13 protein-coding genes are annotated in these 15,406 nt (G+C 65.7%); 7 read left to right on the plus strand and 6 right to left on the minus strand.

What is annotated here, in order from left to right; genetic code table 11:
* Positions 1-73: 73 nt before the first annotated feature.
* Positions 74-958, minus strand: coding sequence for a LysR family transcriptional regulator (locus AC0Z2B_RS29105; RefSeq protein WP_476301288.1), 885 nt, complete (start codon positions 956-958; stop codon positions 74-76).
* A gap of 66 nt (positions 959-1,024) precedes the next feature.
* Positions 1,025-2,023, minus strand: coding sequence for a GTP 3',8-cyclase MoaA (moaA, locus tag AC0Z2B_RS29110; protein ID WP_476301290.1), 999 nt, complete (start codon positions 2,021-2,023; stop codon positions 1,025-1,027).
* Positions 2,024-2,231: 208 nt separating this feature from the next.
* Here moaA and AC0Z2B_RS29115 point away from each other — a divergent pair, with 208 nt between their 5' ends.
* The 4 genes from AC0Z2B_RS29115 to AC0Z2B_RS29130 all read left to right on the plus strand — a co-directional run bounded on the left by AC0Z2B_RS29115 (position 2,232) and on the right by AC0Z2B_RS29130 (position 8,113).
* Complete coding sequence (locus AC0Z2B_RS29115; protein ID WP_476301292.1) at positions 2,232-4,556, plus strand: FdhF/YdeP family oxidoreductase; 2,325 nt, start codon at positions 2,232-2,234, stop codon at positions 4,554-4,556.
* A 189-nt stretch (positions 4,557-4,745) separates the two neighbouring features.
* On the plus strand, positions 4,746-5,237 hold the full coding sequence (locus AC0Z2B_RS29120) for a sugar dehydrogenase complex small subunit (RefSeq protein WP_476301294.1): 492 nt from the start codon (positions 4,746-4,748) through the stop codon (positions 5,235-5,237).
* Positions 5,230-6,828 carry a GMC family oxidoreductase gene (locus AC0Z2B_RS29125; protein ID WP_476301295.1) on the plus strand — a complete coding sequence of 533 codons (1,599 nt, stop codon included), beginning with the start codon at positions 5,230-5,232 and terminating at the stop codon, positions 6,826-6,828. Before AC0Z2B_RS29120 ends, AC0Z2B_RS29125 begins: the two co-directional genes overlap by 8 nt.
* A gap of 103 nt (positions 6,829-6,931) precedes the next feature.
* Complete coding sequence (locus AC0Z2B_RS29130; RefSeq protein ID WP_476301297.1) at positions 6,932-8,113, plus strand: acetyl-CoA C-acetyltransferase; 1,182 nt, start codon at positions 6,932-6,934, stop codon at positions 8,111-8,113.
* Positions 8,114-8,185: 72 nt separating this feature from the next.
* Here the strand turns inward: AC0Z2B_RS29130 and AC0Z2B_RS29135 are convergent, their stop codons facing one another.
* Positions 8,186-9,532 (minus strand): MFS transporter, encoded by a 1,347-nt coding sequence (locus tag AC0Z2B_RS29135; RefSeq protein ID WP_476301299.1) that lies wholly within the window; start codon positions 9,530-9,532, stop codon positions 8,186-8,188.
* A gap of 456 nt (positions 9,533-9,988) precedes the next feature.
* Here AC0Z2B_RS29135 and AC0Z2B_RS29140 point away from each other — a divergent pair, with 456 nt between their 5' ends.
* Complete coding sequence (locus AC0Z2B_RS29140) at positions 9,989-10,420, plus strand: REP-associated tyrosine transposase (protein WP_476301356.1); 432 nt, start codon at positions 9,989-9,991, stop codon at positions 10,418-10,420.
* A gap of 255 nt (positions 10,421-10,675) precedes the next feature.
* Here the strand turns inward: AC0Z2B_RS29140 and AC0Z2B_RS29145 are convergent, their stop codons facing one another.
* The gene (locus AC0Z2B_RS29145; RefSeq protein ID WP_416424216.1) at positions 10,676-12,298 is read right to left on the minus strand and encodes an NADP-dependent glyceraldehyde-3-phosphate dehydrogenase; all 1,623 of its coding nucleotides are present in this window, start codon (positions 12,296-12,298) and stop codon (positions 10,676-10,678) included.
* A 184-nt stretch (positions 12,299-12,482) separates the two neighbouring features.
* Here AC0Z2B_RS29145 and AC0Z2B_RS29150 point away from each other — a divergent pair, with 184 nt between their 5' ends.
* A complete protein-coding gene (locus AC0Z2B_RS29150) occupies positions 12,483-13,421 on the plus strand; it encodes a site-specific integrase (protein ID WP_476301301.1) in 939 nt (312 codons plus the stop codon).
* 47 nt (positions 13,422-13,468) lie between these two features.
* On the opposite strand, the gene copD is transcribed toward AC0Z2B_RS29150, so the two are convergent.
* A complete protein-coding gene (gene copD, locus AC0Z2B_RS29155) occupies positions 13,469-14,332 on the minus strand; it encodes a copper homeostasis membrane protein CopD (RefSeq protein WP_476301303.1) in 864 nt (287 codons plus the stop codon).
* 4 nt (positions 14,333-14,336) lie between these two features.
* On the minus strand, positions 14,337-14,711 hold the full coding sequence (gene copC / locus AC0Z2B_RS29160; RefSeq protein WP_476301305.1) for a copper homeostasis periplasmic binding protein CopC: 375 nt from the start codon (positions 14,709-14,711) through the stop codon (positions 14,337-14,339).
* Positions 14,712-14,853: 142 nt separating this feature from the next.
* On the opposite strand from copC, the gene AC0Z2B_RS29165 reads away from it, so the two are divergent.
* Positions 14,854-15,390: a DUF4946 domain-containing protein gene (locus AC0Z2B_RS29165; protein ID WP_476301307.1), complete on the plus strand. Its 537-nt coding sequence runs from the start codon at positions 14,854-14,856 to the stop codon at positions 15,388-15,390.
* The last annotated feature ends 16 nt before the right edge of the window (positions 15,391-15,406 follow it).

The following is a 15,406-nucleotide window of genomic DNA, read 5'->3' on the forward strand; positions in this document are numbered from 1 at the left end:
CGACCAAGGTCGGCTCCTACCACGGACCGCGTAGGAGCCGACCTTGGTCGCGATGCAGACGACGCGGTGTTTGTCACGAAGCCAGCAACTGCCGTGCCTGGGCGAAGCATTTTTCGGCGATGGCCGAGCGCGGCTCGGTGCGGCGCATGATCAGGCCCAGCGGCGCCAGTACTTCGGCGTCGGGCAGCTCCAGCACGCCGATGTGTTCGCTCAGCCCCTCGAAGCCGCCGTCCAGAGGCATGACTGCGCAGCAGAAGCCGGCCTGCAACGCCTGGATCAGCTGGAAGGTGGAATCGCTTTCCAGCACCGGGCGCGGGCTGAGGCCGCGGCTGCGGAAGCTCAGGTCCACGGACTTGCGGAAGTGCATGCCGTTGAGGATCATGCCCAGCGGCAGTTCGGCGGCCTCTTCCCAACTGATGTGCGCGCTGGCAAAGCTGAAATAGCGTTTGTCGTAGAGCACGCCGATGCGGGTCGAGGACAGTTCGAAGTACTCGAAGTGGCTGGCGTTGACCTGGTCCAGGTAGCAGATGCCCAGGTCGATGTGGTTGTTGGCCAGGCCGGCGACGATGTCGTCGCTGGTCAGCGTCGAAACGCTGAAGCCCAGTTCGGGAAACTCCTTGGCCAGCGCCTGGATGAACTGCGTGGTGTTGAAGCTGCTAAGCGGCACCACGCCCAGGCGCAGGTCGCCGATTAGCTGGCCGCGGCAGGCAGCGGCTTCCGCGTACAAGCCATCGTGGGCGGCGATCAGCGTGCGCGCCCAAGCCAGCACGCGCTCGCCGGCGGGGGTAAAACCCTCGAAGCGCTGGCCGCGGTTGACCAGCACGATGTTCAGTTCGTCTTCCAGGTTGCGCAGGCGCATGGACAGGGTCGGCTGGGTGATATTGCAGCGCGCGGCGGCCTGGCCGAAGTGCCGGGTCTGGTCCAGGGCAATGAGGAACTTGAGCTGTTTGATATCCAAGGCAACACCGGGGGCTAGGCAGGGGGAGCAGGTTCGATGATAGCGGTTACGCGCGCGCCGTGGGCGCTAACCGCCGGTCATGTTCATGAACCGCACCACCTGCACGTCGTCGTTGACCTGGAAGTCATGCCGCCACGGCTTGAGCTTCATGGCCTCGATAATCGCCTGTTCCACCTTGTGCGGCTGGCCCGGGTTGGCGCGCAGCACGGCCTTGAGGTCCATGCCGTGCTCGTTGCCCAGGCACAGCAATAGGCGCCCTTCGACGGTGACGCGCACGCGGTTGCAGGTGGCGCAGAAGTTGTGGCTGTGGGGGGAGATGAAGCCGATGCGGATGTGCGGTGCCTCGGCCAGCCGCCAGTAGCGCGATGGCCCCTGGGTGGATTCGGCGGAGTCGATCAGGGTGTAGCGCTGGGCGATCACCTCGCGCACCTGGGCGCTGGAGAAGAACGCCTCGGCGCGGCTGTGCTCGCTGATCGTGCCCAACGGCATCTCTTCGATAAAGGAGATGTCCACGCCGCGGTCGATGGCGAACGCCACCAGGTCGTTGATCTCGTGGTCGTTGCGGCCCTTCATCACCACGCAGTTGAGCTTGGTGTGGGTGAAGCCGGCGGCGTTGGCGGCATCGACGCCGTCTATCACCGCCTGCAGGTCGCCGGTGCGGGTCAGTTCCTTGAAGCGCGCCGGGTCCAGGCTGTCGAGGCTGATGTTCAGGCGCTTGACGCCCGCGGCCTTGAGCGGCTGGGCCAGGCGCGCCAGCTGCGAGCCGTTGGTGGTCAGGCACAGTTCACGCAGGCCGGGCAGGGCGCTGATGCGCTGGCACAGCTCGACAATACCCTTGCGCACCAGCGGTTCGCCGCCGGTAAGGCGGATTTTGCGCGTGCCCAGGGCGACGAAGCGTTCGGCCAGCTCGCCGATCTCTTCCAGGCTGAGAATGCGCTGGCGCGGCAGGAAGGTCATGTCCTCGGCCATGCAGTACACGCAGCGGAAATCGCAGCGGTCGGTCACCGACAGGCGCACGTAGTCCACGCGCCGGGCGAAACCGTCTACCAGGGTCCGATCAGACATGCATACCTCGTTGAACAGCTCATTCGTGCGTCCAGAATAAGGGTGCGGTGGGGGCAGGTCTAATTACTTCGAGTGAAGACATGATCAATGGCGTCTATCAAGGCGTGATAGATGGCGTCGATCACGCGTTCACTAATAGCAATTGGACAGCTGGCAGGGCCGGGAATAGCCTGAGATTCTGAATTCACTGCCGAAAACGGAGCGCCCCATGTCCACGCACGAACGCTATAAACCCTACAAAGGTGCCGCAGCTGGTTGGGGCGCTTTAGTAGCGGTGACGCGCAGTTGGCTGGGCAGCAAGAAGGCGCTCACCAACATCCGCGCCATGCTCAAGACCAACCAGAACGGCGGTTTCGACTGCCCGGGCTGCGCCTGGGGCGAGTCGCCGGAAAACGGCATGGTCAAGTTCTGCGAGAACGGCGCCAAGGCCGTCAACTGGGAAGCCACCGGGCGCCTGGTGAACCCGGCGTTCTTCAACAAGTACACGGTAACGGCGCTGGCCTCGCAAAGCGACTACTGGCTGGAGTACCAGGGCCGCCTGACCCACCCGGTGCGCTACGACGCCGCCAGCGACAAGTACGTGGAAACCAGCTGGGAAGACGCCTACGCGCTGATCGCCAGGCACCTGAAGGCGCTGCCGTCGCCGGACATGGCCGAGTTCTACACCTCGGGCCGCGCCAGCAACGAGGCCGCCTTCCTGTACCAGCTGTTCGTGCGGGCCTACGGCACCAACAACTTCCCCGACTGCTCGAACATGTGCCACGAAGCCAGCGGCGTGAGCATGAAAGAGACCCTGGGCGTGGGCAAGGGCACCGTGGTGTTCCACGACCTGGAGCACGCCGACGCCATCTTCGTCATCGGCCAGAACCCCGGCACCAACCACCCGCGCATGCTCGAGCCGCTGCGTGAAGCGGTGGAGCGTGGCGCCCAGGTGATCTGCATCAACCCGCTCAAGGAGCGCGGCCTGGAACGCTTCCAGCACCCACAGCACCCGCTGGAAATGCTCGGCAACGGCTCCAAGCCCACCAGTTCGGCCTACTTCCGCCCCGCGCTGGGCGGCGACATGGCGCTGTTCCGCGGCATGGCCAAGTTCCTCCTGCAGTGGGAGCGCGAGGCCCAGGCCAACGGCGAACCCGCGGTGTTCGACCACGCCTTCATTGCCGAGCACACCACCGGCATGGACGCCTACCTGGCTGAAGTGGACGCCACCACCTGGGCGCACATTGTCGAGCAGTCGGGCCTGCCGTTGGCGGATATCGAACTGGCCGCCAGCATGTACCGCAAGGCCGAACGCGTGATCATGTGTTGGGCCATGGGCCTCACCCAGCACAAGCACTCGGTGCCGACCATCCAGGAAGTCATCAACGTGCAACTGCTGCGCGGCAACGTCGGCCGCCCGGGCGCCGGCCTGTCGCCGGTGCGTGGCCACAGCAACGTGCAGGGCGACCGCACCATGGGCATCGACGAAAAGCCGTCGAAAGCCCTGCTGGACGCCATCGAAAAGCGCTTCAACTTCAGCGTGCCGCGCGAAGTGGGGCACAACGCCGTGCAGGCCATCGGCGCCATGGAACGTGGCGAAGCCAAGGTGTTCATCGGCCTGGGCGGCAACTTCGCCCAAGCCACGCCGGACACCCCGCGCACCCACGAAGCCCTGCGCAAATGCGACCTGACGGTGCATATCGCCACCAAGCTCAACCGCAGCCACCTGGTCACCGGCAAGGACGCGCTGATTCTGCCGTGCCTGGGCCGTACCGAGATCGACGTGCAGGTCAATGGCCCGCAGGGCATCACCGTGGAAGACACCTTCAGCATGGTGCACATCTCCCACGGCCAGCTGAAGCCGCGCTCGCCGGCGCTGCGCTCGGAGCCTGCGATCATTGCCGGCATCGCCGCCGCCACCCTGGGCAACCACCCGGTGGACTGGCACTGGCTGGTGGGCGACTACAGCCGCATCCGCGACCTGATCGCCGACACGCTGCCGGGCTTCACTGACTTCAACAAGCGCCTGGAGCACCCGGGCGGCTTCCACCTGGGCAACACCGCCGCCCAGCGCGTGTGGAAAACCGCCAGCGGCAAGGCGCAGTTCACCGCCAGCCTGCTGCCCGACGACCTGGTCAACGCCGGCGTGCGCAAGATGAACGTCGCGCCGGACCTGATCCTGCAGACCATGCGCTCCCACGACCAGTACAACACCACCCTGTACGGCCTCGACGACCGCTACCGCGGTGTGTACGGCATGCGTGACGTGGTGTTCGTCAACGAGGCGGACATTCGCAAGCTGGGCATGGCGCCGGGCGACAAGGTCGACCTGGTGGCGCTGTGGGACGACAACCGCGAGCGTCGGGTCAAGGGCTTCACCCTGATCGCCTACGACATCCCCGAAGGCCAGGCCGCTGCCTACTACCCGGAGACCAACCCGTTGGTGCCGCTGGAAAGCTACGGCGACCGCACCTTCACCCCGACCTCGAAGTTCATCGCCATCAAGGTCGAAAAGGCTGCTGCCAGCACCCTGATCTCCGCTGCGGTCGCCTGACGGTTCGACGTAAAAAACGTCCGCGCTGTAGCCGCTGCCGCAGGCTGCGCTGGCCCGCATGAACCCTGGAGATCTCCAGCGGGGGTGATGGCCAGCGCCGCCTGCGGCCGCGGCTACGCGTTTTTGGCCAGCAGCTGAATTTCTCCGCGTTATCGTGTTCCAACAGCGATGCCCCGGAGAATGGATGCCATGAACCCCACCCGCCGAACCCTGCTGACGGCCGTGCTGGGCGCCTGGACGGCCTCGCACATCGGCTTTGCCCTGGCTGAACCGGTCGACAGCCCGGCCCAGGCCGATTTCCTCGCCCTGTCGGCGCTGATCGCCGGCCAGCAGGCCCTGGACGCCAGCCTGGCCGCCGCCCTGTACCAGGCCTTGTGCGATCTGCACCCCGGCTTTCCCGAACAAGCCCGCCAACTGCTGAGCCTGATCGAAGCGCGGCGCATCAGCCCCGAGACCCTGCAGCACACCCTCGACAGCGAACAATCGCCGCTGGCCAAAGTCCCCCGGGCCATCGCCCGCGCCTGGTTCATGGGCATCGTCGGCAGCGGCGCCCAGGCGCGCTGCGTGGCCTACGAACAAGCGTTGAACGCACAGATGGTCAGCGACGTGCTGCAGCCGCCCAGCTTCGCCCTGGGTGGCTACGGCAGCTGGACGCAAAAGCCGGTGGCGGGCAATGCCTGAGGTCCTGAGCGCCGACGTGGTGGTGATCGGCAGCGGCATCGTTGGCTCAACTGCGGCCAGGCGCCTGGCGGAGCGCGGGCTGTCGGTGCTGATCCTGGAGGCGGGCGGCCCCATCGACCACGCCCAGGTGGTGGCAGCGTTTCGCGCCGCGCCGCGCAAGCACGACTGGCTGGCGCCGTACCCGTACCACGACTGGGCGCCGCACCCTATCTACCAGCCCGAGCCCAACGGCTACCTCGACCAGGCCGGCCCGTACTCCTACGACACCCAGTACATCCGCGGCGTGGGCGGCACCAGCTGGCACTGGGCCGCCCAGGCCTGGCGCCTGCTGCCCAACGATTTTCGCCTGAAGAGCCTGTACGACGTGGGCGTCGACTGGCCGCTGGCCTACGCCGACCTGGAGCCGTTCTACCAGCAGGCCGAGGTGCTGATGGGCGTGTCCGGCGCCGCCAACACCGGCTCGCCGCGCAGCCAGCCGCTGCCCATGGCGCCGGTGGCCGAACCCTACGCCATGGCGCGCATTCGCGAGCGCCTGGCGCCGACCTACAGCGTGGTGGGCAACACGGCGGCGCGCAACAGCCAGGTCTACGATGGCCGGCCACCGTGCTGCGCCAGCAACAGCTGCCAGCCCATCTGCCCCATCAACGCCCAATACCACGGCGGCATCGCCATCCAGCAGGCTGTGGCGGCGGGCGTGCGCCTGCAGATCAAGGCAGTGGTCTACCGCCTGGAGCACGACGCCCGGGGGCGCATCATCGCTGCGCATTACTATGACCCGGACAAGCAGAGCCATCGGGTCACCGGCCAGACCTTTATCGTCGCCGCCAACGGCATCGAAAGCCCCAAGCTGCTGCTGATGTCGGCCAGCGACCGCTATCCCCACGGCCTGGCCAACGGTTCGGGGCAGGTGGGCCGCAACCTCATGGACCACCCCAGCACCTCGCTCAGTTTCGACGCCGACGAGGAGCTTTGGCTGGGCCGCGGCCCGCAGAGCCCCAGTTCTATCAACACCCTGCGCGACGGTGATTTCCGCCGCCATCGCGCCGCCTACCGGTTGGATTTCACCAACGTCTCGCGGGTCGACACGGCCAGCGAGGCGCTGCTCAAGGCCGGGGTTTATGGCGTAGCGTTCAAGACCCAGTTGCGCCACCGCGCCGCCTTCGAAATGAGCGTGAAGGACGTGCTGGAGCTGCTGCCCCACCCCGACAACCGCGTGACCCTCAGCGACCGCCGTGACAAGCTGGGCCTGCCCACGCCACGCCTGCACTACGCCATCGACGATTACACCCGGCGCGGCGCCGAAGCCTCGCGCCAGGACTTCCTGCGCATTGCACAGCTGATGGGCGGCACTAACCTGCGCCACAGCGCCGACGGTAAGTTCTCCAACAACCAGCACATCACCGGTACCTTGGGCATGGGCCACGACCCACGCACCTCGGTGTGCGACGGGTTTGGCCGCTGCCATGAGCATGACAACCTGTACCTGTGCGGCACCGGGGTGATGCCGACCTCGGCCACGGTCAACTCGACGCTGACGGCGGTGGCCCTGGCGCTGCGTAGCGCGCAGGCGATCATTGATAAGCAAAGCTGATGAACTGCTTTGAAAAACAAAATTATCAAAATAATCTAATGGCGTGACAATCCACTGATGCCCGTATCGTATCGAATCGTCCAATAACAACGAGGTTCACACCATGCAAGACGTCGTCATCGTCGCCGCCACCCGCACCGCGGTCGGCAGTTTCCAGGGCTCGCTGGCCACCATTCCCGCCGTCGACCTGGGCGCTGCGGTGATCCGCCAACTGCTGGCCCAGACCGGCCTCGACGGCAGCCTGGTGGACGAAGTCATCCTTGGCCAGGTGCTCACCGCCGGCGCCGGCCAGAACCCGGCGCGCCAGGCCGCCATCAAGGCCGGCCTGCCCGTGGCCGTGCCGGCCATGACCCTGAACAAGGTCTGCGGCTCGGGCCTCAAGGCCCTGCACCTGGCGGCCCAGGCCATCCGCTGCGGCGACGCCGACGTGATCATCGCCGGCGGCCAGGAGAACATGAGCCTGGCCAACTACGTGCTGCCCGGCGCGCGCACCGGCCTGCGCATGGGCCACGCGAGCATGGTCGACACCATGATCAGCGACGGCCTGTGGGATGCCTTCAACGACTACCACATGGGCATCACCGCCGAGAACCTGGTGGAAAAATACGGCATCAGCCGCGAAGCTCAGGACGCCTTCGCCGCGCAGTCCCAGGCCAAGGCTGCGGCCGCCATCGAAGGCGGGCGCTTCGTCGCCGAGATCACCCCCATCCTGATTCCCCAGCGCAAGGGCGACCCCATCGCCTTCGCCACCGACGAGCAGCCACGCGCCGGCACCACAGCCGACAGCCTGGCCAAGCTCAAGCCGGCGTTCAAGAAGGACGGTACGGTCACGGCCGGCAACGCCTCGTCGCTGAACGACGGCGCCGCCGCCGTGCTGCTGATGAGCGCCGCCAAGGCCCAGGAACTGCACCTGCCAGTGCTGGCCCGCGTCGCCGCCTACGCCAACGCCGGCGTCGACCCGGCCATCATGGGCATCGGCCCGGTCAGCGCCACCCGTCGTTGCCTGCAGAAAGCCGGCTGGACCCTCGACCAGTTGGACCTGATCGAAGCCAACGAAGCCTTCGCCGCGCAGGCGCTGTCGGTGGGGCAGGAGTTGGGTTGGGACGCCGCCAAGGTCAACGTCAACGGTGGCGCCATCGCCCTGGGCCACCCCATTGGCGCGTCGGGCTGCCGCGTGCTGGTGACCTTGCTGCATGAAATGATCAAGCGCGATGCGCGCAAGGGGTTGGCGACCTTGTGCATTGGCGGCGGGCAGGGTGTGGCGTTGGCGTTGGAACGGGTTTAATGCCAGGACGCGGCCTTTGGCCGCTGCTACAAGCCCCGTAGCAGCGGCCGCAGGCCGCGTCACCAGCGCCGCTTAATCGGCGCGCGTCGCATGAGCCCAGCGGTAATCCAACCGCGGCACCCGCACCTTGATCCGGCGCGTGGCCTGGGTCAGCACCGGTTCATGCACCGGTTCCGGGTCACGCAGGAACACCACCATCACCGCGCTCAGCGCGTACAGCCCCGAAAACGCCCACACCACGCCTTCCAGGCCGAAACGGTCGCTGAAGATCGCCACCACGGCCGGGCCCACCCACGTGGATGCACCCGCACCCAGGCTCAGCACTGACAACGCCGCCGCCTTGTTCTGCGGCGCCAGGGCCGGTGCCAGCGCCGACAGCGGCACGAAGCACGCCAGCGTCAGGCCGTAGAACGCGCCGAACACCGAGGCCAGCAGGAAGTTGTGCGGGAACGCCTGGGGCATGAAGAAGAACAGCGGCGTGCTGATGGTACTGCCCACCGCGCCCAGCCAGAGGATGGTGTTGCGGTAGCCGATGCGTGTGCTGACGATGCTCGAACCCATGTTGCCGATGATGTTGAACACGAACACGATGGTCAGCAGGCGCAGCCATTGCTCCAGGGTGAAGCCCACGGTGTGCATGAAGAAACCGGGCAGCACCACCAGGAAGCCGAACATCGACGCGGTGTTGATCACCCGCACCAGCCCGGCCAGGGTCACCTTGGGCTGGGTCCACATGATGGTGATGTTCTTCGCCATCGACACCAGCGGTTTTTCACCCTCGGGCGCCAGGCGTTGCAGGCCATGGCTTTCACGCATGCCTACCAGGCCGATGAGGCCGCCGATGACCACCAGGCCGAACGACAGCCAGAACGTCTGCAGGGCGCCGATGATGGGGATGCTGATGCTCGCCACCAGCGAGCCCAGGGTTGGCAGGCCCGCCGCGTAGGCCACCCAGAACCAGCCCACGGCCAGGCCCATCTTGCGCGACGGCGTGGCGGCGGCGATCCACACCAAAAAGCCGTAGGCGAACAGCGGGTAGCCGAAGCCGCGCAGGCCGTAGGTGAGCAGAATCATCGGGTAGCTGAGCTTCTGCAGGCCGTAGATCAGGAACAGCGCCTCGAAGACGCTCCAGATGATCAACCCCAGGGTCATCACCCGTTTCGGGCCCCAGAGGTTGGACAGTGCGCCGGCCAGCCAGGAGGAAATGCCGACCGTGACCCCGTACAGGGTGAAGACCATGGCGATCTGGTGTTCAGGCAGGCCGCGTTGGCCGAGGAAGGGCGAGAGGTAACCGAGTTCGACGCCGTCGCCGATCATGAAGATCAACAGGCCGACGAAGCCCCAGAACAGCGGGTAGGGAATGCCGATTTTGGCGCATAGGCGGGCGAGGGGAGAGTGCGGAGTGGATTGATCGCTCAATGTTCCGTTTCCTTGTGTGCAGCAGGTGCTTGGGCGCACCAATGAATGGCCTCGAGGAGGTTGAAGGGCAGGCTCAGGTGAGCGGTCATAAAACGACGGGAAAACGACAGTGATGCGGGCGTGGTTTCTGGCTTTTATCGGGTGTCGAGTCGCGTTACCTTTTTAGTTATCGCACCTGAAAACCGATAGCGCAACCGTTTGCGTGGCGCTAGCCTGCGACATCCCGCCCGGTTGCAAGGCCTCTGGCCACCATTCCCCGTGGCCTGCCGCGCCCACAAAAAACTTCCGGACACCGCCATTTCGCGGGTCCACGCGGGTGTATTTGTAGCAGCGGCCACAGGCCGCGTCCGAAATCCCCCGCAACGCACCCAAGGTAGCCATTCCCTAGCCTCGCCATTACCGTACTGTCTTCAGCCAGGGAGGCATTACCATGGAAGGAAACGCCGCGCCTACACACTGCGCACCGGCCGTTACAGCGAACCGGGCCGCATCTATCTGCTCACCACGGTGACCGAGGGGCGCACGCGATATTTCGAGCAGTTGCGGGCGGGCCGGTTGGTGGTCCAGGAGCTGCGCTCGGTGCACGAGGCAGGGCTGGTCGAGTCGTTGGCTTGGGTGGTGATGCCGGACCATCTGCATTGGTTGGTCGCGCTGCGGGAAAAATCGTTGGGCGAAGTCATGTGCAGGGTGAAGGCGCGCAGTAGCCAGAGCATTAACCAGTATCTGGGCCGCACCGGGCGTTTCTGGCAGAAGGGTTACCACGACCGTGCGTTGCGCAAGGAAGACAACCTCAAGCAGATGGCGCGGTACGTCGTCGCCAATCCATTACGCGCCGGCCTGGTCAAACGCCTCGGCGATTATCCGCTGTGGGATGCTGTCTGGCTGTAGCAGCGGCCACAGGCCGCGTCCCGGACGCCGCAATTCTGCAGGTACGCCGCCGGACGCAGCCTTCGGCAGCTGCTACGCGAAACCCTGTAGCAGCGGCCACAGGCCGCGTCCCGGACGCCGCAATTCTGCAGGCACGCCGCCGGACGCAGCCTTCGGCAGCTGCTACGCGCAACCCTGTAGCAGCGGCCACAGGCCGCGTCCCGAGCGCCGCGGTTCTGCTGGCACGCCACAGGCCGCGTCCTGCGGACGATCACATCAGAAGATGTAATCCGTGGTCAGGAAGTTCGACTTCCGGTCATGGATGATGTCGCTGATCAACGTCTTGTTCGCGTCCTGGAACTTGGTGGCCACCAGGGTGCGAATCGAGAAGGTGCGCAGGGCATCGAACACCGACAGGGTGCCTTCGGCCGAGTTCTTGCGGCCGTTGAACGGGTAGGTGTCCGGGCCACGCTGGCACTGGGCGTTGATGTTGATGCGGCCGACCTGGTTGGCGAAGATGTCCACCAGCTTGCCCACCTGGGTGGCGTCGGTGCCGAAGATGCTCGCCTGCTGGCCGAAGTCGGACTCCAGCACGTAGTCGATCACGGTCTCCAGGTCACGGAACGGCACGATCGGCACCACCGGGCCAAACTGCTCTTCCTGGTACACGCGCATCTGCGGGGTGACCGGGAACAGCACGGCCGGGTAGAAGAAGTTGCCGCGAATGGCGCCGCCACCGGCGTTCACCACCTTGGCGCCCTTGGCCTCGGCGTCGGCGACCAGGCCCGACAGGTACTCGGTCTTGCCCGATTCCGGCAGCGGCGTCAGCGACACGCCCGCGTCCCACGGCATGCCGGATTTCAGCGCCGCCAGCTTCTGGTTGAATTTCTCGATGAAGCTGCCCACCACGTTCTCGTGGACGAACAGGATCTTCAGCGCAGTGCAGCGCTGGCCGTTGAACGACAGCGAGCCGGTGATGGCCTCGTTGACGGCGTTGTCCAGGTCCACCTCGGGCAGGATGATGCCGGGGTTCTTGGCGTCCAGGCCCAAAGCCGAGCGCAGGCGGTGCGGCTTGGGGTGCAGCTTCTTCAGGTCGCTGGCGGCCTTGTGGGTGCCGATGAACGCGAAGATGTCGATCTTGCCGCTGGCCATCAGCGCGCTGACGGTCTCGCGGCCGCTGCCGTAGATGACGTTGATGACGCCGGCCGGGAAGCTGTCGCGGAACGCTTCCAGCAACGGACGAATCAGCAGCACGCCGAACTTGGCCGGCTTGAACACCACGGTGTTGCCCATGATCAGCGCCGGGATCAGCGTGGTGAAGGTCTCGTTCAGCGGGTAGTTGTACGGGCCCATGCACAGCGCCACGCCCAGCGGCACGCGACGGATCTGGCCCAGGGTGTCCTGTTCCAGCTCGAAGCGGCTGGACTTGCGGTCCACGTCCTTGAGGGCGTTGATGGTGTCGACGATGTAGTCGCAAGTACGGTCGAACTCTTTCTGCGAGTCCTTGAGGTTCTTGCCGATTTCCCACATCAGTAGGTTGACCACCGCGTCGCGCTGCTCGCGCATGCGCGCCAGGAAGCCTTCGACGTGGCGAATACGTTCGGCCACGCGCAGGTTCGGCCAGGCGCCGCGGCCCTTGTCGTAGGCGCGCACGGCGGCGTCCAAGGCGGTCAAGGCGGTGTCGGCGTCGAGCAGCGGCGTGCTGCCCAGGATCACCTGCTGGTCGCCTTCGGGGGTGTCGAGGAAAATCGGGCTGCGGACGGTGGCCAGGGGGCCTTCCCAGCGGCGCAGTTCGCCATCGACCAGGTAGTCGCGTTGCTCGACCTGGCCGCTCAGGCGGTACTGCTCGGGGATATCCGCTGCTGTGGGGTACAGACTGCTCAGTGGATCTTGGCTCATGACGCTACCTCCATGGATGACCGGGACAAAGAAATCAGCATAGCGCTATTGCGGGCCGGCTGAAACGTGTCAGCACCAAAATCGGTCGGGTTTTCATCAGCTTGCTGCAAAAGGGTGAGCGCCCATCATTTGCCAGGGGCTGTTAACATGGCCGCGCTTTGAAGCCCACGAGGAACCCCGCGTTTTGCCTGAAATCCCCGCCCTAGACCCGTTGCCGGACGTGCGCAACCCCCTGGTCCAGTACCTGGCGCGGCTGGTGCCGTCCAGCCAGCTGACCATGAAATACGTGCTGCAGGACGCCGCCGATCGCTTAGGCTTTGCCGACACCGACATCCGCGACGTGCCCTGGCACGTGCTGCAGCCGGGCCATATCACCGGCCTGGTGGCCGCCCTGCGCACCGATGGCTATGCGCCCAACACCTCGTCGCTGTACGTCAACGCCATTCGTGGGGTGATGAACGAGGCCTGGCGCCTGAGCCTGATCGACCAGGACCACCTGCTGAAGATGCGCTCGGTCAAGCCGGCCGCCGGCACGCGGCTCAGCCAGGGCCGCAACCTCAAGCGCACGCTGATCCGCGAACTGATGGACGTGTGCGCCGCCGACCCGCGGCCCCAGGGGCTGCGCGACGCGGCGGTGATCGCGATTCTGTACGGTTCGGGCATGCGCAAGTCGGAGTCGGTGAACCTTGACCTGGCGCAAATCGATTTCCATGAACGCAGCCTGCAGGTCACCGGCAAGGGCAACAAGCAGCTGGTGAAATACGCCCCGGCCTGGGCGTTCGAGAAGCTGGAAGCCTGGCTGGCGTTTCGCCGCGAGCACCTGGGCGAGGGCGAGCAGGACGACACGTTCCTGTTCAACCGCATCCGCCGCGGCAGCCACATCACCCGCGAGCGCATCACCAAGCACGCGATCTATTACATCGCCCGCCAGCGCGGCACCCAGGTCGGCGTGAAAATCATGCCCCATGATTTCCGCCGCTCGTTCATCACCCGGGTGATCGAAGAGCACGACCTGTCCATCGCCCAGAAACTGGCGCACCACACCAATATCCAGACCACCGCCAACTATGATGTGCGCGACGACAACGAACGCCGCCGCGCGGTAGACCGTTACGATTTATAAGGAGAAGGACGCCGCCCCGTAGCAGCTGCCGCAGGCGGCGTCCAAACTCACACCAACGGCACCGGGCTCAACGTACCCAGCAACGACACCGCCGCCAACGCCCCCAACCCCAACAGCCACTCCACCAGCACCGTCTGGCGCAAGGTGTTCAGGGCAATGCGCTGATTGGCCAGCGCCGCGCGGTTGAACAGCGCCAACGCCAGCATGCACGCCACGATCGAGGCCTTCACCGCCAGCACCAGAGCAAAGCCCGAGTCCATGGGCGTGGGCCACAGCGCGCCGGTCAGCACGCGCACGTTGATCAAGCCGGTGACCAGGATGCCGGCCACCAGCACCAGGCCATAACCGCTGAAGCGCAGCAGGGTGCCGCGCAGGTCGTAGCCGGCGGGGCGTGCCTGGATGATCATCAGCAGCATCAGCGCGCCCATCCAGCCGGCCACGCACAGCAGGTGAACCAGTTGGTTGAGCATCAGCAGCGCGCCGGGCACGCCACTGAGCATGGCGGCGTGGCCAACCGGCGCCAGGGTGGCCAGTTGCACGGTGCTCAGGCCCAGGGGCAGCCAGACGGGCAGGCGCATGGGAATGCGCAGGCACATCAGCAGCACCAGGCTGGCGAACAGGTGCACGAACCAGGCCTTGCCGAAGAAGGTCTGGGTCAGCACCTTCATGATCACTTCACTGTTGAGCGCCGACTGCCAGTTGCCGGACATGTCGGCAGCGGTCAGCATCAACCAGGCCACCGCGGTGATCAGGCCGACGCCGGCCAGCAGGCACAGCAGCGGGTCCAGCCACTGGCGCAGGCGCGCCTGCTGGCGGGCGTCGCCCAGCAGCAACGGGCGGAAAACCAAAGTGCCGAACACCAGCAGCACCACGCAGAAATGCACGAAACGAACGACGACCAAAGCACTCATGGGGTTACGGGGCCACCTTGAAGCTGTAGCTGCCGTCGCTGTTGTGGGTGTCCACCGACAGCGCATGCCACTTCACGGTGTAGGTGCCTGCCGCCAGCGGTGCGGCCGGGGTGACGATCAGGGTCTTCTTGTCGGCCCCCTGGGTGGCGATGCTCTTGACCAGCACGGGCTCGCCGTCGCGGCTGAGGTCAACCTTGGTGAAGCTTTCCTCGACGCCTTCGGTGAACACCAGGCTCAGCTCGGCCGGGGCGCTGACGGTGGCGTCGGCCGCCGGCGTGGCGCTTTTCAGGTGGGCATGGGCGAGCACCAGCGGCGACACGGCGCAGCCAAGTAGCAGCGCGGTGGCACCCAGCAGTTTTCTCAAGGGCAGGGCAGGCATATGCAGTACCTCGGGCAGTTAAATAGGCGCAATTAAACACGATCTGAGGGTAGCAGGCGGGTGAAATGTTTTACTTGAAGTCTAAGTTGCGTCACGCTCGCGGTTTCATCGGCCCCCTTTCTCAACGGACCCCGCGCTTTCCATGACCTTCCCGCACAGTGGCTGTACCTTGTTTGCCCTTGGCCTGTTGCTGGCCGCGCCCCTGGCCCTGGCCGACGAGGTGGTGATCACCTGGCCGGCGGGCTGGAGCGTCGAGGAGCTGCCCGCCGGCAGCGACCCGGCCGTGCACCGCCAGCGCGCGGCGAAGAATGACGCCAACGGTGACCCGCAGATGGTGGTGGAACTGACCCGCACGGCGTTGGCGCCGGACCACCAGGTGAACCTGGGCGGCGTGGTGCTGGAAATGCGCAAGGCGCTGCAGATCAACTTCAGCCATGGCGGGTACCAGAGCGTGTGCACTAAGGTCCACGACTCGAAGCTGGGCGACATCGCCGCGGTGGAAACCACCTGCAAGATCAGCCTCAACGGCGGCCACGTGATGACCCAGACCCTGGTGGCAGGAAGTGCGCCGGGGGCGGCGTATTCGTTGTCGTATGCGGGGTCGGCGCAGGGCTATGCCGACAACGAGGCGCAGGTGCAGGTGATTCGCGATGGCCTGAAATTGCAGCAAACCCAATGAGTCCGCCGCTATCGCC

Source organism: Pseudomonas sp. GYB4201, from assembly GCF_056312595.1.

What these genes read in the sequence shown, in the direction of transcription:
- AC0Z2B_RS29165 (WP_476301307.1), top strand. Translation starts at nt 14,854, where the DNA reads ATGACCTTCCCGCACAGTGGCTGTACCTTGTTTGCCCTTGGCCTGTTG.
- AC0Z2B_RS29145 (WP_416424216.1), bottom strand. Translation starts at nt 12,298, where the DNA reads ATGAGCCAAGATCCACTGAGCAGTCTGTACCCCACAGCAGCGGATATC.
- AC0Z2B_RS29115 (WP_476301292.1), top strand. Translation starts at nt 2,232, where the DNA reads ATGTCCACGCACGAACGCTATAAACCCTACAAAGGTGCCGCAGCTGGT.
- AC0Z2B_RS29125 (WP_476301295.1), top strand. Translation starts at nt 5,230, where the DNA reads ATGCCTGAGGTCCTGAGCGCCGACGTGGTGGTGATCGGCAGCGGCATC.
- copD (WP_476301303.1), bottom strand. Translation starts at nt 14,332, where the DNA reads ATGAGTGCTTTGGTCGTCGTTCGTTTCGTGCATTTCTGCGTGGTGCTG.
- moaA (WP_476301290.1), bottom strand. Translation starts at nt 2,023, where the DNA reads ATGTCTGATCGGACCCTGGTAGACGGTTTCGCCCGGCGCGTGGACTAC.
- AC0Z2B_RS29120 (WP_476301294.1), top strand. Translation starts at nt 4,746, where the DNA reads ATGAACCCCACCCGCCGAACCCTGCTGACGGCCGTGCTGGGCGCCTGG.
- copC (WP_476301305.1), bottom strand. Translation starts at nt 14,711, where the DNA reads ATGCCTGCCCTGCCCTTGAGAAAACTGCTGGGTGCCACCGCGCTGCTA.
- AC0Z2B_RS29130 (WP_476301297.1), top strand. Translation starts at nt 6,932, where the DNA reads ATGCAAGACGTCGTCATCGTCGCCGCCACCCGCACCGCGGTCGGCAGT.